The sequence below is a fragment of the Streptomyces sp. NPDC104371 genome (assembly GCF_055583785.1).
Genome location: NZ_JBVJNF010000017.1, coordinates 35,326 through 53,191, shown reverse-complemented (window position 1 = coordinate 53,191; position 17,866 = coordinate 35,326). Strand labels below are relative to the sequence as shown.

Below are 17,866 nucleotides of genomic sequence, written 5' to 3'. Positions count from 1 at the left end.
TCCGTGACTGGTGGTGGCAGGACGCAGGGCAGCCCAGTCACCCGTGCACGGCGGCGACAGCGGATTCTTCTGACCCGCGGCACCCGGAATCCCCGCACGGAGGATTCCGGCGTCGGTGACCGCTTCGTACGAGCCGCGCCCGGCTCGCACGATACGGGCCGGGATCAGGCCGGCATCGCGATGGGGCGCGACCGTAGCCCGTGACACCGGCTGCCGCGTCGCCCGACTCCCGGCCTGACGACGCGGCAGATCGCCGACCTCTACCCGGGCGAGGCCACCGTAAGCCCGGGCGGCCCGGGTCGTCGGTGGGTCCGGCCGGCCTCGGACGGCACGAAGAGCAAGCTCGGCGAGTTCCGGTCTGCGGCCTGGGCGGTGGAGACGGCGCAAGCCCAGGCTTCTTCGTAACCCGAGCTCCAAGCGTCGACCGGCAACCCAAAGCAGGCAAAGCGCAATGCAATACATCACACCCATGATGTTCAACATTCAACTTAATGAGGAGTACTGTCGCCTCCGTCCCACAAACTCGGGACATCACCGAGCCATGAAGACCCACATGGCTCCGGCAGAGATCAAGGAGAAAGATCATGAGTCTCACCTCCGGACGTCGAGTCGCCACCGCGGCTGTCACGTTCGCCGCTGCCGCCGGCGCCTTGCTGGCAGCCGGTGGTGCCGCCTCGGCGGCTCCGAACCATGCATCCGAGCACCCTGCAGTTGTGGTGTCTCATCACTCCGGCACCGCCACGCACGGCGACCGAGGAGACCGCCGGGACAGCCGGGACGGCAGCCGCCACCACGGAAGCGACCACCGCCGGGACAGCCGGGACGGCAGCCGCCACCACGGAAGCGACCACCGCTGGGACGGCCGCCGCAGCTGGGAGCGGGATGGCCGGTTCTGGTACTGCGACGACCACGGTGTCCGCTATCGCTACGACGGCCACCGCTTCTACCGGTGGGACCGCGGTGAGTGGCGCGTGACCGACGACATGCATCGTGCCGGCAACGGCCTGTTCCGCTGACCGCACGGGCCGCAAAGGTGTCGGCCCCCGGCAGCGCTGTGCCGTGCTGTCCGGGGCCGACACCGCACCACCCCCACAGACGCATCGAGCCATGACCAGTTGCGTAGACGACCTGCTCCACACGGAGCTCGTGTCGCCCACAGGCGAGCGGGTAGTGGTGCCAACCCACCTGCTCTACAGGGCACAGGACCCGCTCTCGGTGGAATTCCTCTTCGATGACATCGTGCGTGGGCCCGTTCCGTGGATCTTCGCACGCGAACTGCTTGCCACAGGGATGCTGACACCCAGCGGCGACGGTGACGTGCGTGTCTGGCCGACAGGGACGGGCCCGCCGGCCCTCTTGCATCTTGTCCTGTCCTCTCCGCACGGGTCCGCGTACCTGACCGCCGCACTCACAGCGGTCGAGCGCCGGCTGCTTCGCACGTACCGGTTGGTGCCGGCCGACCGGGAGACCGAGGCACTGGACCTGGAAACCAGCATCACCCAGTTCCTGGACGAAGCCTCCTGAACCTGACCAGCAGCCAGACAGGCGGGCAAGGCCAACGCCGGCAGCGGGCCCTGCCGCTCGCCTGCGGCCCGGCAGGGGCCGGTGCCGGCCTTGTTTCGGCAGGTGCCGCCGGAATCCCCGTGTGAAGGCATACCGACGCCGCACGATGGTCATGCCGGGCACGACCGAAGGCGCTGCGTCCGAAATCCCGGTCGTGCGTGCCGCATTGGAGGAGGGGAACGCATGCCTTCAGGAGTGGCTGCCGTCTGCGACACCGATGACTGCCTCGCCGTCTGCCTGGCGCTCGAGACAGGCAACGATGGCGATGACCGCCCCGCTGACGAAGTCTCCCGACTGGCGCGCAAGGCCGCCGAAGGTGATGGATGATCAGCTTCGGCTTCGGCCAGCCGGTGATGACGTACCCAGGATGCGGGGACGGCCGCGGCCCGCTACGGGAACGCGGCACCGACGGCAGCATGGGCCGCGTCGGCTCGGCGTCCAGGCGCGTGTATCGCCTGCACCCGGTAGAGCTCTTACGACCTGGGGAGCCAGGGAGCGGGTGAAGGAGCGGCTGCGCCGGACGCCGCTTCCTTGCTCCCCAGGTCGTAATGGCACGGCAGGCAACGTTTACCTGTCATGGAACGGCGTCCGGTGCGTCCTGTGGCGCGCGTCGGTTCAAACCACGGCTCCATCCAGCAGCGGGGCGAGTTCTTGCGCCACCGCCGTCAGGGCGCGGGCGTCACGCTCGGCCCTGGCGATCAGGACGGCGCCTTCCAGAGCACTGACCATCAAGGTCGCCAGCGCCTCGGCCCGCGGCTTCGGCACGCCCATCTCGGTCAGCGCCTGTGCCACCGGCCACCTCCAGCACGCGAACGCCTCGGCTGCGGCGACCCTGGTGGACTCGACGCCGCCGGCACAGTCCACCGTGGCTGCGGCGACCGGGCAGCCCGCCAGGGAACCAGTGGCCTCCAGCTCGTCGGCCCACTGGCGCACCATCGCGGTGAACAGTGCGCTCGGTGACGGTTCGTCCATCGCGGCGACGAAGCGGGCGACGCGTTTCGCGGCGTAGCGACCGGCCCAGGCCACGGCCTCGTTCACCAACTGCTCCTTGCCGCCGGGAAAGTAGTGCTGAAGCGATCCGCGCGGCGCCTGGGCCTGAGCGGCCACCTCGCGCATACCGGTCGCCGCGACACCGTCGCGCCGCAGAAGCTGGGCAGCGCTGAAGACCATCCGCTCGCGCGGCCCCCGGTCGCCGCCAGCCATCGCCGCTCTCCCGCCTGTCAACGCGTCAGCGCAGGAACATCTCCGTCCCGGCCGGCCCGAGCCGACTCCCTCGAACCCTGCGGCCCCACTATGACAGCGGTCATAGCCATCGGGCTACTATGACCGCTGTCATAATCGGTGACGGAGCGGCAGCCGTCACGGCGGGCTGCCTGACAGGACGGTGCAGGATGGACGAGGGCCTCGTCGGATTCATCGGCCTCGGCATCATGGGACAGCCCATGGCGCTCAACCTGGTACGAAGCGGCACACCGCTCCTCGTCTGGAACCGCACCGCCGCCAGGGCAGAGGCACCGCGCGCAGCGGGAGCCATGGTGGCGTCCGGGCCCACCGAGATCTTCCAGCGGGCCCGGATCGTCATCCTCATGCTGGCCGACGACGCCGCGATCGACGCCGTTCTGGCCCGCGGTACCCCAGACTTCGCCGCGAACACCGCCGGGCGGACGATTGTCCACATGGGCACCACCTCGCCCGGCTACTCGCGAGGCCTCGAAGCCGATATCCGCGCGGCGGGCGGCAGCTACGTCGAAGCTCCCGTCTCCGGCTCCCGCGACCCTGCACGAGAAGGGCGGCTGGTCGCCATGCTGGCCGGAGAGGAGCGGGCCGTCGCCGATGTGCGCCCCCTGCTTCGCCCGCTCTGCCACCAGTCCTTCACCTGCGGCGAGGTTCCCAACGCACTGCTGATGAAACTCTCGGTGAACCTCTTCCTGATCACCCAGGTCACAGGCCTCACCGAGGCGTTCCACTTCGCCGACCGGCACGGGCTCGACCACCAGCGGTTCCTCGACGTGCTTGAAGGAGGACCGCTGGCCAGCAGCGTCTCCCGAACGAAGGCCGCCAAGCTCCTGGCCCGCGATTTCACCGCCCAGGCCGCGATCCTGGATGTGCTCAAGAACAACCGCCTGATCGCCGAGGAGGCCAGGGCGTCCGGCCTGGCCTCACCCCTGCTCGACATCTGCCACACCCTGTACGGCGAGACGGCGGAACTCGGGCACGGCGACTCGGACATGGCAGCCGTACTGCGCGCTATCGAAGCCCGCACCGACAAGGCCCTGTAGCGACGGGCCTCGTACTCACCCACGCCGCACTCGTTCTTGGGTGACCTGGAAGCACTCCTGCACAGCCCGCCTTGAGCCTGTGATCTGTGCGGGTGCGGGTGCGAGTGCGGGCGAGTCGGCGGCGGCAGCCAAGCAGACGGTCCGTCGTGGTCCGTCGTGGTCCGTCGCGAGTCTGTTCGTGCGGCACGGGCGCCGTTCCTGGAAAGTGGGCGGCCTGGCGAATCTCGGTGCAGACGATCGGGGAGGCGTCACGGTGTTTGTTGCCGTGAGCGTTGTCGCGCTGATCGGGATCATCGGCATCGCCGTCGACGGCGACAGCAAGATGCGCGCCACCGAGCGTGCCGACTACATCGCCGGTGAAGCTGCTCGGGCGGGCGGGCAGGCCATCGACCCTGCTCTAGCCGTCGCCGGGAAGGCGATCGTCGTCGACCCACGCACCGCGCAGGTAGCCGCCCAGGCATACCTGCACTCAATCGGCGCTACCGGAAAGGTCGGCGTCTTTGGCGACAGCAAGACGCTCACGGTCACCGTCACCAGCGCGTACGACACGAAGTTCCTGTCCGTGGTCGGGATCGGCTCGTTGTCAGTGGCCGGTCACGGCAAGGCGACACTCCTGCACGGCGTCACCGCACCAGAAGGAAATTGATGCGTCCCCACTCCCTTGTTGCAGGCTCCGCTCCAACCCGGGTCCTGCAGGCCGCAGGCAGTCTGCTGGTCCTGGCCACCACAATCGTCGGGCTTCCGTTGCTGCTGGCATGGGTCACCCCGGTCGTCTGGGCCTCCAGCCACGACGACCTCGCACACCTGCTGGTCAGACAGGACACCGGGTCGGTGTTCTTGCTGCTGCTCGTCGCGGTGGGCTGGACCGCATGGGCGCACTTCACGTTCTGCGTCGTATGCGAGCTAATCGCGCAGGCGCGCGGCCTCGCGTGGCACGCGCCTCGAGGCTTTGGAACATCGCAGCGCGCAGCGGCCACGCTGATCGGCGGCATTCTGGTTCTGCTGCCTGCCAATTCGGCGCTGGCGTCCCCGGCCCTGGCAGCTCCGTCCGCGAGCGCAGCCCTGGTGCCCGGACAGACTTTGGCGCAGCAGACTGTTGGTGCGGATCGGGGGGCGGCTGCTGTGAGGGGGACGGAGTCCCGGACTTACACAGTGCGGGACGTAAGACCGGCAGAGAGCCTGTGGAGCATTGCTGAGAGAGAGCTGGGCGACGGCGAGCGGTGGCGGGAGATCGCTGCCCTCAACGAGGGCCGCATCATGGCTGACGGCCAGGTCTTCAGGGCCAGCAGCTTCCTGCAGCCCGGCTGGGAACTCGCCATGCCCGAGGCGTCGTTGGGTCACGCGGTGGCCGAGGCCACCATCGGTGGGGTTCGTACGCTGCTGGGTGAGAGGGAGGAGGCCGCTGACAGTCTGGGTGAGCATGTGGTCAGCGTGCGCTCGGGTGAGTGCCTGTCGAAGATCGCCGAGGCCGAACTCGGTGACGGCAATGCCTGGCCGACTCTGTTCGAGGCCAGCCGGGGCAGGCCCCAACCTGACGGTCTGCCCGAAGTCACCGACCCGGATGTGATCTATGCAGGACAGCAGATCACGGTCCCCGATGCCGCATCCGGCCAGCACAACCGCCTCGTGCAAAACGGCCAGGCCGACGGCTCGAACAGGCGGCCCCACACGCCGTCAGCCACGGGCAACCCGCGCCAAGACCAGGGCCGGGAGGACATCGCGTCGGCTCCCTCCCCGAACGCATCATCCACACCCGCACCACCGACGCCCACACCCACGCCGACGTCATCCGCGCCCAGCAAACCCGTCAGCCACCCCACCCCGACTGCCAGCACCACCCAGGACCGGCACGACGATGCTCCACCCGCAACACCAGGCCCCAGCACCAACACACCTGCATCGCCCGCAGTCGGCGGCCCCTCCCCCACGGCAACCATCTCCATGGCGCCGGCGCCAACGACGGCGCACAGCCCGCTGCAGCTGCGTACCGCTGCGGGTGCTGGTGCCTTGCTGGCGGCTGCGATTACCGGGGCGCTCGCTGTGCGCCGGCTCCTGCAGCGCCGCCGCCGCAAGCCAGGCCAGACGATCGCCATCGCACCGGACACCTCACCCGCCGAGGCGAAACTCGCGGCAATCGCCGAACCAGCCGGCGCTGCACGCCTGGCGTCGCGCTGCGGACTCTGGCTCATCTAGCCGGTCAGGCCGGTCGGGAGGACGTGCCCCCGCTACGGGCTGCTCGGATCGGGACAAGGTCACTTGAAGTGCTGCCGGAAGACCTCTCCCAGAAACCCCGGGAGCCCTTCACGGCCGGGCAGGACGGCTGGTGGACGCTGCCTGCCGACGCCGAACTCCTGGACGCCGAAGCGGCCCGCAACGTGCCCGCACCCTACCCAGGGCTGGTCACCGTGGGCAGCACCGAATCCGGTGACCTCGTCCTGGCCAACCTCGCCCAACTACCCGCCCTCCTGCTGGACGGCAACCCCGTCCACATCACAGAGGTATGCACCTCACTGGCCCTGGAACTGGGCATGAGCCCGTGGGCAGGTGACGTCGAAGTCGTCACGATCGGGTTCGGCCAGGACCTGCCACAGCTACTGCCGACCTGCCGCATCGCCCACATGCGACAACCCGCACACGCACTCAGGGACCTGGCCGAACGGCTACTGGAAGCACACCAGATGCCCGACACCGCCAACCAGCCCTACGTGTTGCTGTGTGCGGCCACCATGAACCCCGACACCGCCTGGCAGTTCGCCGACACCCTCGACAAAGCAGGGCGCCTCCCCGTCACCCTCATCGCCCCCGCCTCCACCACCGCGGCACACTTCCCCGACGCGGAGATCCTCAACGCCTCACTCAACACACCCCAGCAATTCGACTACGCCGGCACCGAGATCACCATGCAGCGCCTCGAACACACCGCCTACCAGCAGATCACCGAAGCCCTCACCCACTCCGGACAACCCCCACAGAAGGCCAAAGGCCCCTGGCAGAACGTCCCCGACGAACTCGATACCGAGGCACCACCCCAGCCGGAACCCGCAGCAGAAACCACCTCCCCAGGAACCGACGACGCAAGCGACACGTCTACACCAGTGTCTGCCGAAACCGACATGGGAGACGGCGATGTGTTCCCGGCCCTGCTGGCAGCCGCTGCAACCCCAGTCTCGCTGACAGTCCCGGCCCGCAGCGAGACCACCAACGGCAACCGTGCCGAAACACCTGGCCTGGCAACCGGACAACCGCCGAAGAAGGCCCCAGGAGGTACACGGTCAGCGACCGCTGAAGACGACCCGAACGCGCCAAAGATCCGGGTCCTGGGACCAGTAGAAGTGGACCGGGTCGGCGCGACCGGTCACGGCCCGCGCATCGCCCAGCTCGCCGCGCTCATGTACTTCCGCCCCGGCCGCACCGCCGACACACTCTGCGCCGACATGGACCCCGTCAACCCCTGGTCACCAGCCACCCTCAACGCCCGCCTGCAAGGACTACGCCGCGCCCTGGGCAACGACCCGGAAGGCAACCCCTACGTCCCACGCCGCAGTTCAGGCGACGACCCCTACCTCCTGTCCCCCGCCGTACGCTGCGACTGGACCCTGTTCACTGCACTCGCTGAGCGGGCCCTCCCCCTCGGCGCGGCCGGCCTCCCGGACCTGGAGAAAGCACTGTCCCTCGTACGCGGCCGCCCGTTCGGTACCCGGCCACTGCCATGGGCCGAACCCCTCCAACAAAACATGATCACCCGGATCACCGACATCGCCCACACCATCGCCGTCCACCGCACCCCACCCGGCCCACACCACCACCCCGGCGCCGCACGACAAGCCATCACAACCGGACTCGAAGCAGACGACACCGCCGAACTGCTCTACCGGGACTGGATGACCATCGAATCAACAGCCCGCAACCGAACCGGACTCCACACCGCCATCACACGCATCCAACACATCAACCACACCCTCGACCACGACCTCGAGTTGGAGACCCAACAACACATCAACAACCTACTCAACAGGACGACCCCAGAACGCCCCAAAACGCTTTAACACAAACACAGCGCTGACACCCGCGCGGGCCAACAACAGACACCCCCGCTACCGACTTCATAGCTCCGCAGCGGTCAGCGCCAACACCACCGGCAACACCTTCTCCATCCCCGGCACCGAGGCGCAGAAGGCGTTCGACCTGCTGGACGAACGCTTCCCGGACATGCACGCGGACGGCGCTCAGGCGAACATCGTCTTCCGTGCCCCGGCGGGCGAGAAGATCACCGCCTCGGACAACAAGAAGACGGTCGAGGCGGCCGTGGCCGAACTCGGCCGCGACAACCGACAAGTCGCCGCCGCCCTCGACCCGTTCACGGCACATGCCGTCAGCCAGGACGGCACCACCGCCTATGTCGTGGTCTCCTACAACGTGCAGTTCAGCGAGATGTCCCACACCTCGCTGGACACGCTGGACCAGGTCCTCGACGAAGGACGCCACGCGGGGTTGACCGGCGAGGGCCTCGTCAAACATCCCGAGGCCGGATCCCGGGCCCACGACGAGGAAGCCGAGACGGTTCGGATCTAGATCTGAGTCACCTCCCACACAGGCCCCGGGGAGGCCGATCGAAGGGGCGGACCGACGTCCCTGGAAGCCGCGCCGGACCGTGGGGACCGGGACCGGCGCGACACGAAGCCCGGCAGTGGTCGAACCGAACGGCCGACCACTGCCGGGCCGCCTCGTCTTCACGAACCTCTGGGCGGCTCGGCTCGTTGCCGCAACGGCTTCCCGGAGCCGGGCGGTCGTCTTGTCGAAGCACACACCACCGGGCAGTATCACGGCGGTAGGACGGCGCGTACGCTTCGGAAGCGATGTGACCTGTATGGATGGCCAGTTACTGGCGGAAGAGGTTGCTCTGATCACCGGTGCGGCATCCGGGATCGGCGCTTCCACCGCGAAGCTGATGGCACGTCACGGAGCGCGGGTGGCCCTCGTGGACATCGATCTGACCGGTGTCGAAGAGAACGCCGCCGCGATAGCGGAAGACGGCGGGCAGGCGCTCGCCGTCGAAGCCGATGTGCGGTCCGCCCCGTGCGTCGCCGAGATGGCCAAGAGGACTGTCGAGCGGTTCGGCCGCCTCGATTGCTGCGTCAACAACGCTGGCATCGACGGACCGGCCCGCCCTCTCCATGAGTACACCGAAGACGACTGGCATGACGTTCTGGACGTCAACCTCACAGGGGTATGGCTGTGCCTCAAGCATGAGATCTCCCACATGCTCGACCAGGGTGTGACGGGCTCCATTGTGAACACCGCGTCCGCCGCCGGACTCGTCGGTCTCCCCATCGGTGTTTCGGGCTATGTCGCGTCGAAGCACGGAGTCGTCGGTCTCACCCGCGCCGCCGCACTGGAGTATGTCCGCAAGGGAATTCGCGTCAACGCCATCTGTCCGGGCGCTGTCCGCACGCCGATGCTGGACGACGCCATCGGAACGGGAATGACCACCGAGGAAGAACTCTCCTCCAGGCAGCCGATCGGCCGACTCGCCGCCCCTCAGGAGATTGCCGAAGCAGCGGTGCGGCTGTGCTCCGACGCCTCCTCCTTCGTCACCGGCCAGGCCCTGGCCGTCGACGGGGGCTGGACGGTCCACTGAACGTTTGGCCCATCCACAGGAAGTCAGGTTCGCGAGGGGATGACGCCCGGCCGGAACGGTTCGACACCGACGATGTGGCGCACTCGCTCCGGCTCGACCAGGACGTGCACCCGCTGCTCGCCTTCGATCAGCCAGGGGTACTCGTCAAGACCCAGGTACTTACGGGTCAGCCGCCCCATGCCGCGCTCGGCCTCCTCGCCCTCCACGAACCGCACCACGCGGCCGGAGATCTGGACCCGGTCGTAGGGGTTGTCGGCGTCAGCGTGCGAGAGGTGGACCCGGGCATTGTGACGAAGGTTCTCCTCCTTGATGCGTCCGACCGAGGTGTTGAAGACGATCAGCCCGTCCTCCAGCCCCACCCACATCGGCGTGACATGCGGCGCCCCGTCCGGGGTCACCGTGGCCACGTACCAGAAGTTCGGTGCCTCGAGCCGTTCCCGTACCCGCCCGTTCAACTCCGTCGCCATCGCCCGCTCTTCTCCTTGATGGTCTGCTGTCGGAACCACTGTGTGCCACAGCGGCGTGTTGACGCTGCGTCAGGTGCAGGACGTCGTCGATCCGGTCCTGTGGTTCGCCGCGCCGCTGCTTTCCTCGTGCACGGGGTGGATTTGCGGCCAGGTGTGGCCGGGGTGCTGAACCGGATCCGGGTGGGCCTCGCGGTAGGAGTCACGCGGGCCGTCTCCTCTGCGGCCCGCGCCTTCTGGCGATGCGCACCGCCGCGGCCCACCCTGGCCTGGTGGCGGCCGTCGCTGGATACCACGGCCCCGTGGGCGCCGACGGGCCTGACCTCCTCGCCAAGCTCACCGCCGAGGTCCATCTCGGCCACGCCGAAACCGACATGACACCCGAGGCCCTCGGCGAACTCAACCAGGCCCTGGACGCCCCAGGTGTCAGTCGCACCTCCGAGATCTACCCCGGCACCGTCCACGGTTTCGCCATGTCCGACACCGACGCGTTCAGCGCCTCCGGGCTGAAGCGCCACTGGGATCGCCCGCTCCCTCTCCTGGACCGCACCCTGGCCAACGGCTGAGCCCCGGCAGTCGAGTCTCGGCGGGTGCGCCTTCCTTGTCTGCCATGCCCGCACATCCGGGCCGCCCAAGGCCCCAGGACTGAACTCCGGCCAGCCTGTCACATCACGGACTTGCGTGATCTCTCCCAGACCCTCGTGATCAGACCGCGACCTCCAGGGGCCCTTCGGACCGACAACAGCCAGTCAGGTTCGGCTTCGTGGCGGTAGAGGGTTGGCGCCTTCGGGGCGCAGCGCTTCGAAGGTGAGTGCGATGTAGCGCTCCTGGGCGGCGAGGCCGCCGGCGGGGAAGGCGAGGCCGACGAGTGTGGCGCCGAGGAGGGGAGTGATGTCACCGGCGTCGATGTCGTCGCGGATCTCGCCTGCCTTCTGGGCACGACTCAGCAGTCCTTCGATGTCCGTGCCGTAGCGGGTCGTGACTTCGGTGACGATGGCGGCGAGGGCGCTGGTCTCGTGCCGGGTGGTCTGCGCCTCCCGGATGGCCAGCCGAACGAGGTGGAGGGAGAGCCGGTGCAGGCCGTCACGTGGACTCGGGTCGGCCAGTGCATCGGTGACGTGGGGGGCGAGTGCGTCGCTGACCTCGCGGGCTGCGACCGCCTGTAGCAGCCGCTCCCGGGTGCCGAAATGGCGGTACACGGTCGCGACGCCCACGCCGGCCGACTGCGCGACCTCCTCGATCGAAGGTGACCGCGATGCCAGCTTTCGGGCGGCAGTGATGATTCGGCTGATGCTCGAGGCGGCGTCTCTGCGTCGCGCGGTCGGGGTCTTCGGTGCACTCATGTGTGTATTCTCTACGATGCTAAGTGATAGAAACTATCATCTTGGTGACCGATTAGTCGCGAAATGGGAGATTCATTCATGTCGCAAGCCGAGGTTCACCTCGATCCCGAACGGGGTCTGAGCCGCAGAGCCAAGATCCTCGCTGTCACGCTGAGTGCCCTCGGCGTCGCCGCAGCGCTGCTGATCACGTACCTGCGCTCGCGCCCGGAGGTCGGCAGTGCCGACTTCACCTTCGATCCGCTCTCCAAGGTCCCGCAGATACCGGTGGACACGCCGTATTCCAGCTCCGGGAACATCATTGCCTCGATCTGCCTGCTCGCCGTCGGGCTGACCGGTGTCGGCCTCAGCATTCGCAACTACGTCGAGACGAAGAACGCCCTGCCGATCTGGCTGTCGCTGAGCGGGACCATGATTGCGTTCCCCGAGGTGTTCTTCGACCTCATGGGCGATGTCTACTACCCGTGGTCGGAGCACAGCCTCGCCTACACGATCCTCGGCCGTGAGATGCCGTGGTGGGTCCTGACCGGCTGGTTCGGCTACGGCGCGTTCATGTTCTTCGAATACAAGCTGCTCGAGTCCCGGCCGAAGACGAAGCAGCTGTGGATGTTCTGGGGCATGGCCGCCATCGGAGATCTCGTCTTCGAAGAGCTGCTCCTGCAGCTGGGCGTCTACCACTACTACGGCAACCAGCCCCTGCTCCTGTCGATCAACATGCCCTGGTGGTGGATGCCGTGCAACTCCGCCGGTGTCTTCCTCGCCTCCTCCCTTGCCTACCGGTACCGCGACCGCCTGAAAGGATGGCGCGGCGCGGCCATGATCTTGCTGACCCCGATGTCGGTCGGCGCCATCTACGGCTTCATCGCCATGCCCGGCTGGGTCGTCGTGAACGCGAACTACGGCTGGTTCATCACTCAACTCGGCGGCCTGGCCGTGATCGCGCTCGGTGTGACCGCGTTCTGCCTCATCCTGAACGTCGTACTCCGCCGCCGCCCGTTCCACCCCGACTCGCGAGGGCCCGAAGACCTCGACACGGCCGACTCGCCGATGCCGCTCAAGGAAACGGCGCCGTCCGCCGCCTGACCGACCTGCTGCCCGTCCCGTGAGCGCTCACGGGACGGGATGGCGGCGACGAGGGCTGCTCGCGCACCGGCACCGGGCAGCCGCCCTCGCTCACCGAGCGTGCAGGGCGCAGGCGCCCGGCCGGAGAGCGGGCAGCCGCGGACTGAGTCGCCCCGTTCGAGAACCACCATCCGGCAGGGGGCGCGAGTCGGCTGGCATCACGACGGTTCGCGCCGGTTCACGCCGGTGTGCGTGTCGCGCTGTACGTGGGCGCGAGCGCCCCATGGGGACTCCGCACGCTCTACCGGTGCCCGCGGGTGACGGAAAAGATGATGAGCGCACCGCACATGAATCAGGCGATCCGCACCTCTGTGCCTCGGCCAGGGGGACATGCGGCGGAAGGAGCCCATGGTGTTGCTTCTCATCTCCCCGGACAGCGTCGAGGAAGCCCTCGACTGTGCGAAGGCGGCGGAGCACCTCGACATCGTCGACGTCAAGAAGCCCGACGAGGGCTCGCTGGGCGCCAACTTCCCCTGGGTCATCAGAGAGATCCGCGACGCGGTCCCCGCGGACAAGCCGGTGTCCGCCACCGTGGGAGACGTCCCGTACAAGCCCGGCACGGTGGCCCAGGCCGCGCTCGGCGCGGTCGTCTCCGGAGCCACGTACATCAAGGTCGGCCTCTACGGATGCACGACGCCCGATCAGGGCATCGAGGTCATGCGGGCGGTCGTCCGCGCGGTGAAGGACCACCGTCCCGAGGCGCTCGTCGTCGCCTCCGGCTACGCCGACGCCCACCGCATCGGCTGCGTCAACCCGCTCGCCGTGCCCGACATCGCCGCCCGCTCGGGCGCCGACGCGGCCATGCTCGACACCGCCATCAAGGACGGGACACGGCTGTTCGACCACGTTCCGCCGGACGTCTGTGCCGAGTTCGTCCGGCTGGCCCACGCGTCCCGTCTGCTCGCGGCCCTCGCGGGCAGTGTCAAACAGACCGATCTCGGTACGCTGACCCGCATCGGTACGGACATCGTGGGTGTGCGTGGAGCGGTCTGCGAGGGCGGCGACCGCAATGCCGGAAGGATTCAGCCTCAGTTGGTGGCCGCCTTCCGGGCGGAGATGGACCGGCAGGCCCGGGAGCACGCGGCCGACGTCCCCGCGGCGAACTGACCACCGGCATGCCGATATACGAGCCGGACGAGCCAGGCCGCGTCCCCCGACGCCGAGACGCGGGTTTCGCCGTCGCCGACCCGGCCACCGGGCAGACCTTCGGCGAGGCCCCCGACCAGCAGCCGCACGAGCTGGACGCCGTAGTCGACCGGGCCCACCGGGCCTGGCACGGCTGGCGCGCCGACCCCGCGGCCCGCACCACCGCGTTGCGCGCGGCGGCCGACGCCGTGGAGACGGCCGACGACGACCTCGCCCGGTCGCTCACCCGGGAACAGGGCAAGCCCCTGGCCGAGTCGTACGCGGAGATCGCCCGTACGGCGGCCCGCTTACGCTACTTCGCCGACCTGGCCCCGAGAACCCGGCGGATCACCGACGGCAGGCCCGTGCGCAGCGAGATCCGCTGGCGCCCCCTCGGACCCGTCGCCGCGATCGTCCCGTGGAACTTCCCCCTCCAACTCGCGGCGGCGAAGTTCGCGCCCGCGCTCGCGGCGGGCAACACCGTGGTCCTCAAACCGTCCCCGTTCACCCCTCTCGCCACCCGGCTGCTCGGCTCCGTCCTTGCCACCACGCTGCCCGAGGACGTACTGACCGTCGTCACCGGCCGCGAACCCCTCGGTGCCCGCCTTGCCTCCCACCCGGGCATCCGCCATGTCACCTTCACGGGCTCGGTGCCCACCGGGCGGGCCGTCGCCGAAGCGGCGGCGGCCTCGCTCGCCCGGGTCACCCTGGAACTGGGCGGCAACGACGCCGCCGTCCTGCTGGACGACGTCGAGGTGGAGCGGATCGCGGACCGGCTGTTCTGGGCCGCGTTCCGCAACTGCGGGCAGGTCTGCATGGCGGTCAAACGTGTCTACGTCCCGGCCCGGCTCCACAGCGAGGTGGTCGAAGCCCTCGCCCAGCGCGCGAGGACCGTCGCCATCGGGCCCGGACTCGCCCCGGACACCCGACTGGGCCCGGTCAACAACGCCCCTCAGTTGGCCCGGGTCGAGCAGGTCACGAAGCGGGCCTTGGCGGACGGCGCCAGGGCCGCGGCCGGCGGCCGGCGGCTGGACAGGCCGGGCTACTTCTTCGCTCCCACGATCCTCACCGATGTCCCGTTCGGCAGTCCGGTGGTGACCGAGGAACAGTTCGGACCGGTCCTGCCGGTGCTGCCGTACCGGAGCCTCGACGAAGCCGTCGACGCGGCCAACGGCACCGGCTTCGGACTGGGCGGCTCCGTATGGGGCACCGATCTCGACCGCGCCGAGGCGGTGGCCGACCGGCTCGAATGCGGCACGGCCTGGATCAACCACCATGCCGAACTGTCCCTCGCCCAGCCCTTCGCGGGCATCAAGAGCAGCGGTGTCGGCGTCGCGGGCGGACCGTGGGGGCTCTACGGCAACCTCCGGCCGTTCGTCGTCCACCGCCCGCAGGAGGCATGACGATGAGATTCCAGGCCGCCGTACTGCGCTCGTACGAGGACCCGTTCACGGTCGAAGAGGTGACCCTGCGCACGGAACCCGCCGACGGCGAGATCCTGGTCGAGATCGCGGGCTGCGGGATGTGCCGGACCGATCTGACGGTCCGGCGATCGGCCGGCCGCAGCCCGCTGCCCGCGGTGCTCGGCCACGAAGGAGCCGGGGTCGTGGTGCGGACGGGTGGCGGCCCGGACACCGCGATCGACGCCGGTGACCACGTCGTGCTCAGCTTCGACTCCTGCGGACACTGTCGGAACTGCCGCGGCGCGGCCCCCGCCTACTGCGACTCCTTCGCCTCCCTCAACCTCTTCGGCGGACGCGAGGAGGACGAGCCACCGCTCACCGACGCGACCGGGAGAGCGCTGGCTCCCCGGTGGTTCGGCCAGTCCTCGTTCGCCGAGTACGCGCTCGTCCCGGCCCGCAACGCCGTACGGGTCAACCCCGCACTGCCCGTCGAACTGCTGGGGCCGCTCGGCTGCGGCTTCCTCACCGGCGCCGGAGCCGTGCTGAACACCTTCGGCGCCGGGCCCGGCGACACCCTCGTGGTCCTCGGCGCGGGAGCGGTGGGCCTGGCCGCGGTGATGGCGGCCACCGCCGCCGGCGCGCTAACCGTGGCCGTCGACCGGCAACCCGGCCGGCTGGCCCTGGCCGAACGTTTCGGCGCGATCCCGCTGCCCGCCGAAACGGTCGGACTGCCGGAGCGGATCCGGCGGCTGACCGACGGCGGCGCGCAGTACGCACTCGACACCACGGCATCGTCCCCGCTCATCAACGACGCGCTCCGGGCACTGCGCCCCACCGGCAGCCTCGGCCTGGTGGCACGGCTCCACACCGCGCTGCCGCTCGAACCGGGCACGCTGGACCGGGGCCGCAGCATCCGCCACATCTGCGAAGGGGACGCCGTACCCGGACTGTTGATACCGCGGCTGACCGGGCTGTGGCAGGCCGGACGCTTCCCCTTCGACCAGTTGATCCGCACCTACCCGCTGGCCGACATCAACGAGGCCGAACGCGACTGCGACGCGGGCCGCGTGGTCAAACCCGTCCTGCTTCCGGAGAGGAGAAGCCGCTGAGCGAGACATGCGGCACCGGCAGCCGATGAGCGAGACATCGGCACCAGCGCCGCGGACTCACCGCACCCGACAAGCAGGCACCTCGCAGTCCCCACTCCCCAACGGAGGAAACATGATCGACACGGCGCCGCAGCACGCGGACGCGGAAGGCGTGGACGCAGGCGTGGGTCTGACCGCCCTCCTGGTCGCCACGGCACGGGCGATCGAGACCCACCGCCCCGACAGCCTGGCCCAGGACGTCTACGCGGAACACTTCGTGCGCGCCGCCCCGGTGTGCGCGGACTGGCCGGTGCGCATCCAGCAGGTTCCGGACGGGGACAGCAACCCGCTGTGGGGGCGCTTCTCCCGCTACTTCGGTCTGCGGACCAGGGTCCTCGACGACTTCCTCCTCCGGTCGGTCCGTACGAGCGCCCGCCAAGTAGTGCTGCTGGGCGCCGGGTTGGACACCCGCGCCTTCCGGCTGGACTGGCCGGCCGACTGTGTGGTCTTCGAGATGGACAGGGCGGGCGTGCTGGCGTTCAAGCACCAGGTGCTCACGGACCTGTCGGCCACCCCGAAGGCGAAGCGCGTACCCGTACCGGTCGACCTGCGCGCCGACTGGGTCACCGCGCTGACCACCGCAGGCTTCGACCCGGCAGCCCCGAGCGTCTGGCTGGCCGAGGGGCTGCTCTTCTATCTGCCGAGCCCCGTCGAGACACACCTCATCGACACGGTGGACGGGCTGGCCACCGAAGGCAGCGCGCTGGCCTTCGAGGTCAAGTTGGAGAAGGACCTGCTCAAGTACCGCACCAGCGCGATCTATACGACGACGCGAGAACAGATCGGCATCGACCTGCTCCACCTCTTCGACAAGGGACCACGCCCCGACTCCGCAGGCGCCCTGACGGCCAAGGGCTGGTCCGCCTCGGTACACACCCCCTTCGACTTCACCCACCGACACGGACGCGGCCCCCTCCCCGAGCCGAACGACGCGCTGGAGGGGAACCGGTGGGTGTTCGCACACAAGCCCCGACACGCCCTGGTGGAGGGACTGCCCGACGAGGCCGAGTGCGAGTAACGGGACGCCGACCTCCTGCGCCGCTTCACCCACCGACTCCGCCAAGAGGTCACCGGATCGGGACGGCGTGCGAGTTCATCGCTTCCAGCCCGCGGTGAGATGGTCGCCGGGGATACCGGCCTTCGACGGGTGGTAGTAGTCCCGGATGCCGTCCGCCCAGGTGCGTACGGGGATACGGTCGCCGTCGACCGGCTCGAAGGCGTCGAACAGCGCGTCGATGTTGGGGCGTTGGAAGCCGATGGCCAGCATCAAGGCGATGAAGTGGGGACGCTCGACGAACCCGTCGCGGTTCGGGTCGCCCATGGCGGCCAGGGCATCCGCGAACTTGTCGACCGCGGCGTCGAACCGCCGAGGATCGAGCACGATCGCGGTGAACTCCTCAGGGCTGATCTGCCCGTCGCCGTTGGCGTCCAGCTCGCGCACGAGCGTCTCCCCGTAGTGCCGGAAGGCGTCGAGCATCCTGCCCTGTGTGCCGTCACCGGCCTCGGGCACGGCCGCGACGACTCGCTTGCCCATCAGGTCGAAGTCGTCCGCTTCCAGAACGCCGTTGCCGTTGGCGTCGAACAGGGAGAAGACGAGCTGGACGCGGTCGTTCGCCTCGGTGGTGGGCATGGTGTCACCTCTGATGTAAGTGATGTTCGGCGGTACGCTGCCGGACCCCGGGCCCGGCGGCTCGATCACTATCGGCTCGCCGACGGGGCCCTGGGGGAGAAGGCCGGTCACGTGCACACGAAAGAAGGAGATCCGCTGGTCCGTGCCATGAAGC

At 69.1% G+C, this 17,866-nt stretch carries 18 protein-coding genes and 2 pseudogenes; 15 read left to right on the top strand and 5 right to left on the bottom strand.

Annotated features, from left to right (window positions below; translation table 11 throughout):
- Positions 1-713: 713 nt before the first annotated feature.
- From ACZ60T_RS32750 to ACZ60T_RS32740, 3 genes are all read left to right on the top strand, one after another.
- Positions 714-1,016: a hypothetical protein gene (locus ACZ60T_RS32750; protein ID WP_469669257.1), complete on the top strand. Its 303-nt coding sequence runs from the start codon at positions 714-716 to the stop codon at positions 1,014-1,016.
- A 91-nt stretch (positions 1,017-1,107) separates the two neighbouring features.
- Positions 1,108-1,524, top strand: a complete 417-nt coding sequence (locus ACZ60T_RS32745) for an SsgA family sporulation/cell division regulator (protein ID WP_469669256.1) — start codon at positions 1,108-1,110, stop codon at positions 1,522-1,524.
- 222 nt (positions 1,525-1,746) lie between these two features.
- Entirely contained in the window at positions 1,747-1,890 is a 144-nt protein-coding gene (locus ACZ60T_RS32740; protein ID WP_469669255.1) for a hypothetical protein, read from the top strand.
- A 288-nt stretch (positions 1,891-2,178) separates the two neighbouring features.
- Here the strand turns inward: ACZ60T_RS32740 and ACZ60T_RS32735 are convergent, their stop codons facing one another.
- The gene (locus ACZ60T_RS32735; protein ID WP_469669254.1) at positions 2,179-2,766 is read right to left on the bottom strand and encodes a TetR/AcrR family transcriptional regulator; all 588 of its coding nucleotides are present in this window, start codon (positions 2,764-2,766) and stop codon (positions 2,179-2,181) included.
- 188 nt (positions 2,767-2,954) lie between these two features.
- Here ACZ60T_RS32735 and ACZ60T_RS32730 point away from each other — a divergent pair, with 188 nt between their 5' ends.
- From ACZ60T_RS32730 to ACZ60T_RS32705, 6 genes are all read left to right on the top strand, one after another.
- On the top strand, positions 2,955-3,842 hold the full coding sequence (locus ACZ60T_RS32730) for an NAD(P)-dependent oxidoreductase (RefSeq protein WP_469669253.1): 888 nt from the start codon (positions 2,955-2,957) through the stop codon (positions 3,840-3,842).
- 205 nt (positions 3,843-4,047) lie between these two features.
- Positions 4,048-4,488 (top strand): pilus assembly protein TadG-related protein, encoded by a 441-nt coding sequence (locus ACZ60T_RS32725; protein ID WP_469669265.1) that lies wholly within the window; start codon positions 4,048-4,050, stop codon positions 4,486-4,488.
- Entirely contained in the window at positions 4,488-6,035 is a 1,548-nt protein-coding gene (locus ACZ60T_RS32720; RefSeq protein WP_469669252.1) for a LysM peptidoglycan-binding domain-containing protein, read from the top strand. The genes ACZ60T_RS32725 and ACZ60T_RS32720 overlap by 1 nt, the downstream gene beginning before the upstream one ends.
- 68 nt (positions 6,036-6,103) lie before the next feature.
- On the top strand, positions 6,104-7,888 hold the full coding sequence (locus ACZ60T_RS32715; RefSeq protein ID WP_469669251.1) for a hypothetical protein: 1,785 nt from the start codon (positions 6,104-6,106) through the stop codon (positions 7,886-7,888).
- A gap of 13 nt (positions 7,889-7,901) precedes the next feature.
- Positions 7,902-8,414: an MMPL family transporter gene (locus ACZ60T_RS32710; RefSeq protein ID WP_469669264.1), complete on the top strand. Its 513-nt coding sequence runs from the start codon at positions 7,902-7,904 to the stop codon at positions 8,412-8,414.
- A gap of 115 nt (positions 8,415-8,529) precedes the next feature.
- The gene (locus tag ACZ60T_RS32705; RefSeq protein ID WP_469669250.1) at positions 8,530-9,480 is read left to right on the top strand and encodes an SDR family NAD(P)-dependent oxidoreductase; all 951 of its coding nucleotides are present in this window, start codon (positions 8,530-8,532) and stop codon (positions 9,478-9,480) included.
- A gap of 23 nt (positions 9,481-9,503) precedes the next feature.
- On the opposite strand, the gene ACZ60T_RS32700 is transcribed toward ACZ60T_RS32705, so the two are convergent.
- Together ACZ60T_RS32700 and ACZ60T_RS32695 are read right to left on the bottom strand one after the other, a co-directional pair.
- On the bottom strand, positions 9,504-9,947 hold the full coding sequence (locus tag ACZ60T_RS32700) for a TIGR03618 family F420-dependent PPOX class oxidoreductase (RefSeq protein ID WP_469669249.1): 444 nt from the start codon (positions 9,945-9,947) through the stop codon (positions 9,504-9,506).
- 73 nt (positions 9,948-10,020) lie between these two features.
- Positions 10,021-10,157: pseudogene (locus ACZ60T_RS32695) on the bottom strand (endonuclease/exonuclease/phosphatase family protein); the annotation flags it as partial.
- A gap of 8 nt (positions 10,158-10,165) precedes the next feature.
- On the opposite strand from ACZ60T_RS32695, the pseudogene ACZ60T_RS32690 reads away from it, so the two are divergent.
- Positions 10,166-10,510 (top strand): annotated as a pseudogene (locus ACZ60T_RS32690) (dienelactone hydrolase family protein); the annotation flags it as partial.
- A gap of 183 nt (positions 10,511-10,693) precedes the next feature.
- Here the strand turns inward: ACZ60T_RS32690 and ACZ60T_RS32685 are convergent.
- Entirely contained in the window at positions 10,694-11,287 is a 594-nt protein-coding gene (locus tag ACZ60T_RS32685; protein ID WP_365633928.1) for a TetR/AcrR family transcriptional regulator, read from the bottom strand.
- A gap of 78 nt (positions 11,288-11,365) precedes the next feature.
- Between ACZ60T_RS32685 and ACZ60T_RS32680 the strand changes: the two genes are divergently transcribed.
- The 5 genes from ACZ60T_RS32680 to ACZ60T_RS32660 all read left to right on the top strand — a co-directional run bounded on the left by ACZ60T_RS32680 (position 11,366) and on the right by ACZ60T_RS32660 (position 17,100).
- Positions 11,366-12,367: a hypothetical protein gene (locus ACZ60T_RS32680; RefSeq protein WP_469669248.1), complete on the top strand. Its 1,002-nt coding sequence runs from the start codon at positions 11,366-11,368 to the stop codon at positions 12,365-12,367.
- Between the two features lie 390 nt (positions 12,368-12,757).
- A complete protein-coding gene (locus ACZ60T_RS32675; protein ID WP_469669263.1) occupies positions 12,758-13,513 on the top strand; it encodes a (5-formylfuran-3-yl)methyl phosphate synthase in 756 nt (251 codons plus the stop codon).
- An 8-nt stretch (positions 13,514-13,521) separates the two neighbouring features.
- The gene (locus tag ACZ60T_RS32670; protein WP_469669247.1) at positions 13,522-14,934 is read left to right on the top strand and encodes an aldehyde dehydrogenase family protein; all 1,413 of its coding nucleotides are present in this window, start codon (positions 13,522-13,524) and stop codon (positions 14,932-14,934) included.
- 2 nt (positions 14,935-14,936) lie between these two features.
- Positions 14,937-16,043, top strand: a complete 1,107-nt coding sequence (locus tag ACZ60T_RS32665) for an NAD(P)-dependent alcohol dehydrogenase (protein WP_469669262.1) — start codon at positions 14,937-14,939, stop codon at positions 16,041-16,043.
- Positions 16,044-16,155: 112 nt separating this feature from the next.
- On the top strand, positions 16,156-17,100 hold the full coding sequence (locus tag ACZ60T_RS32660) for a class I SAM-dependent methyltransferase (RefSeq protein WP_469669246.1): 945 nt from the start codon (positions 16,156-16,158) through the stop codon (positions 17,098-17,100).
- A gap of 75 nt (positions 17,101-17,175) precedes the next feature.
- On the opposite strand, the gene ACZ60T_RS32655 is transcribed toward ACZ60T_RS32660, so the two are convergent.
- The gene (locus ACZ60T_RS32655) at positions 17,176-17,712 is read right to left on the bottom strand and encodes an EF-hand domain-containing protein (protein ID WP_469669245.1); all 537 of its coding nucleotides are present in this window, start codon (positions 17,710-17,712) and stop codon (positions 17,176-17,178) included.
- Positions 17,713-17,866 lie beyond the last annotated feature (154 nt).

What these genes read in the sequence shown, in the direction of transcription:
- ACZ60T_RS32745 (WP_469669256.1), top strand. Translation starts at nt 1,108, where the DNA reads ATGACCAGTTGCGTAGACGACCTGCTCCACACGGAGCTCGTGTCGCCC.
- ACZ60T_RS32740 (WP_469669255.1), top strand. Translation starts at nt 1,747, where the DNA reads ATGCCTTCAGGAGTGGCTGCCGTCTGCGACACCGATGACTGCCTCGCC.
- ACZ60T_RS32735 (WP_469669254.1), bottom strand. Translation starts at nt 2,766, where the DNA reads ATGGCTGGCGGCGACCGGGGGCCGCGCGAGCGGATGGTCTTCAGCGCT.
- ACZ60T_RS32730 (WP_469669253.1), top strand. Translation starts at nt 2,955, where the DNA reads ATGGACGAGGGCCTCGTCGGATTCATCGGCCTCGGCATCATGGGACAG.
- ACZ60T_RS32720 (WP_469669252.1), top strand. Translation starts at nt 4,488, where the DNA reads ATGCGTCCCCACTCCCTTGTTGCAGGCTCCGCTCCAACCCGGGTCCTG.
- ACZ60T_RS32700 (WP_469669249.1), bottom strand. Translation starts at nt 9,947, where the DNA reads ATGGCGACGGAGTTGAACGGGCGGGTACGGGAACGGCTCGAGGCACCG.
- ACZ60T_RS32685 (WP_365633928.1), bottom strand. Translation starts at nt 11,287, where the DNA reads ATGAGTGCACCGAAGACCCCGACCGCGCGACGCAGAGACGCCGCCTCG.
- ACZ60T_RS32680 (WP_469669248.1), top strand. Translation starts at nt 11,366, where the DNA reads ATGTCGCAAGCCGAGGTTCACCTCGATCCCGAACGGGGTCTGAGCCGC.
- ACZ60T_RS32670 (WP_469669247.1), top strand. Translation starts at nt 13,522, where the DNA reads ATGCCGATATACGAGCCGGACGAGCCAGGCCGCGTCCCCCGACGCCGA.
- ACZ60T_RS32665 (WP_469669262.1), top strand. Translation starts at nt 14,937, where the DNA reads ATGAGATTCCAGGCCGCCGTACTGCGCTCGTACGAGGACCCGTTCACG.
- ACZ60T_RS32660 (WP_469669246.1), top strand. Translation starts at nt 16,156, where the DNA reads ATGATCGACACGGCGCCGCAGCACGCGGACGCGGAAGGCGTGGACGCA.
- ACZ60T_RS32655 (WP_469669245.1), bottom strand. Translation starts at nt 17,712, where the DNA reads ATGCCCACCACCGAGGCGAACGACCGCGTCCAGCTCGTCTTCTCCCTG.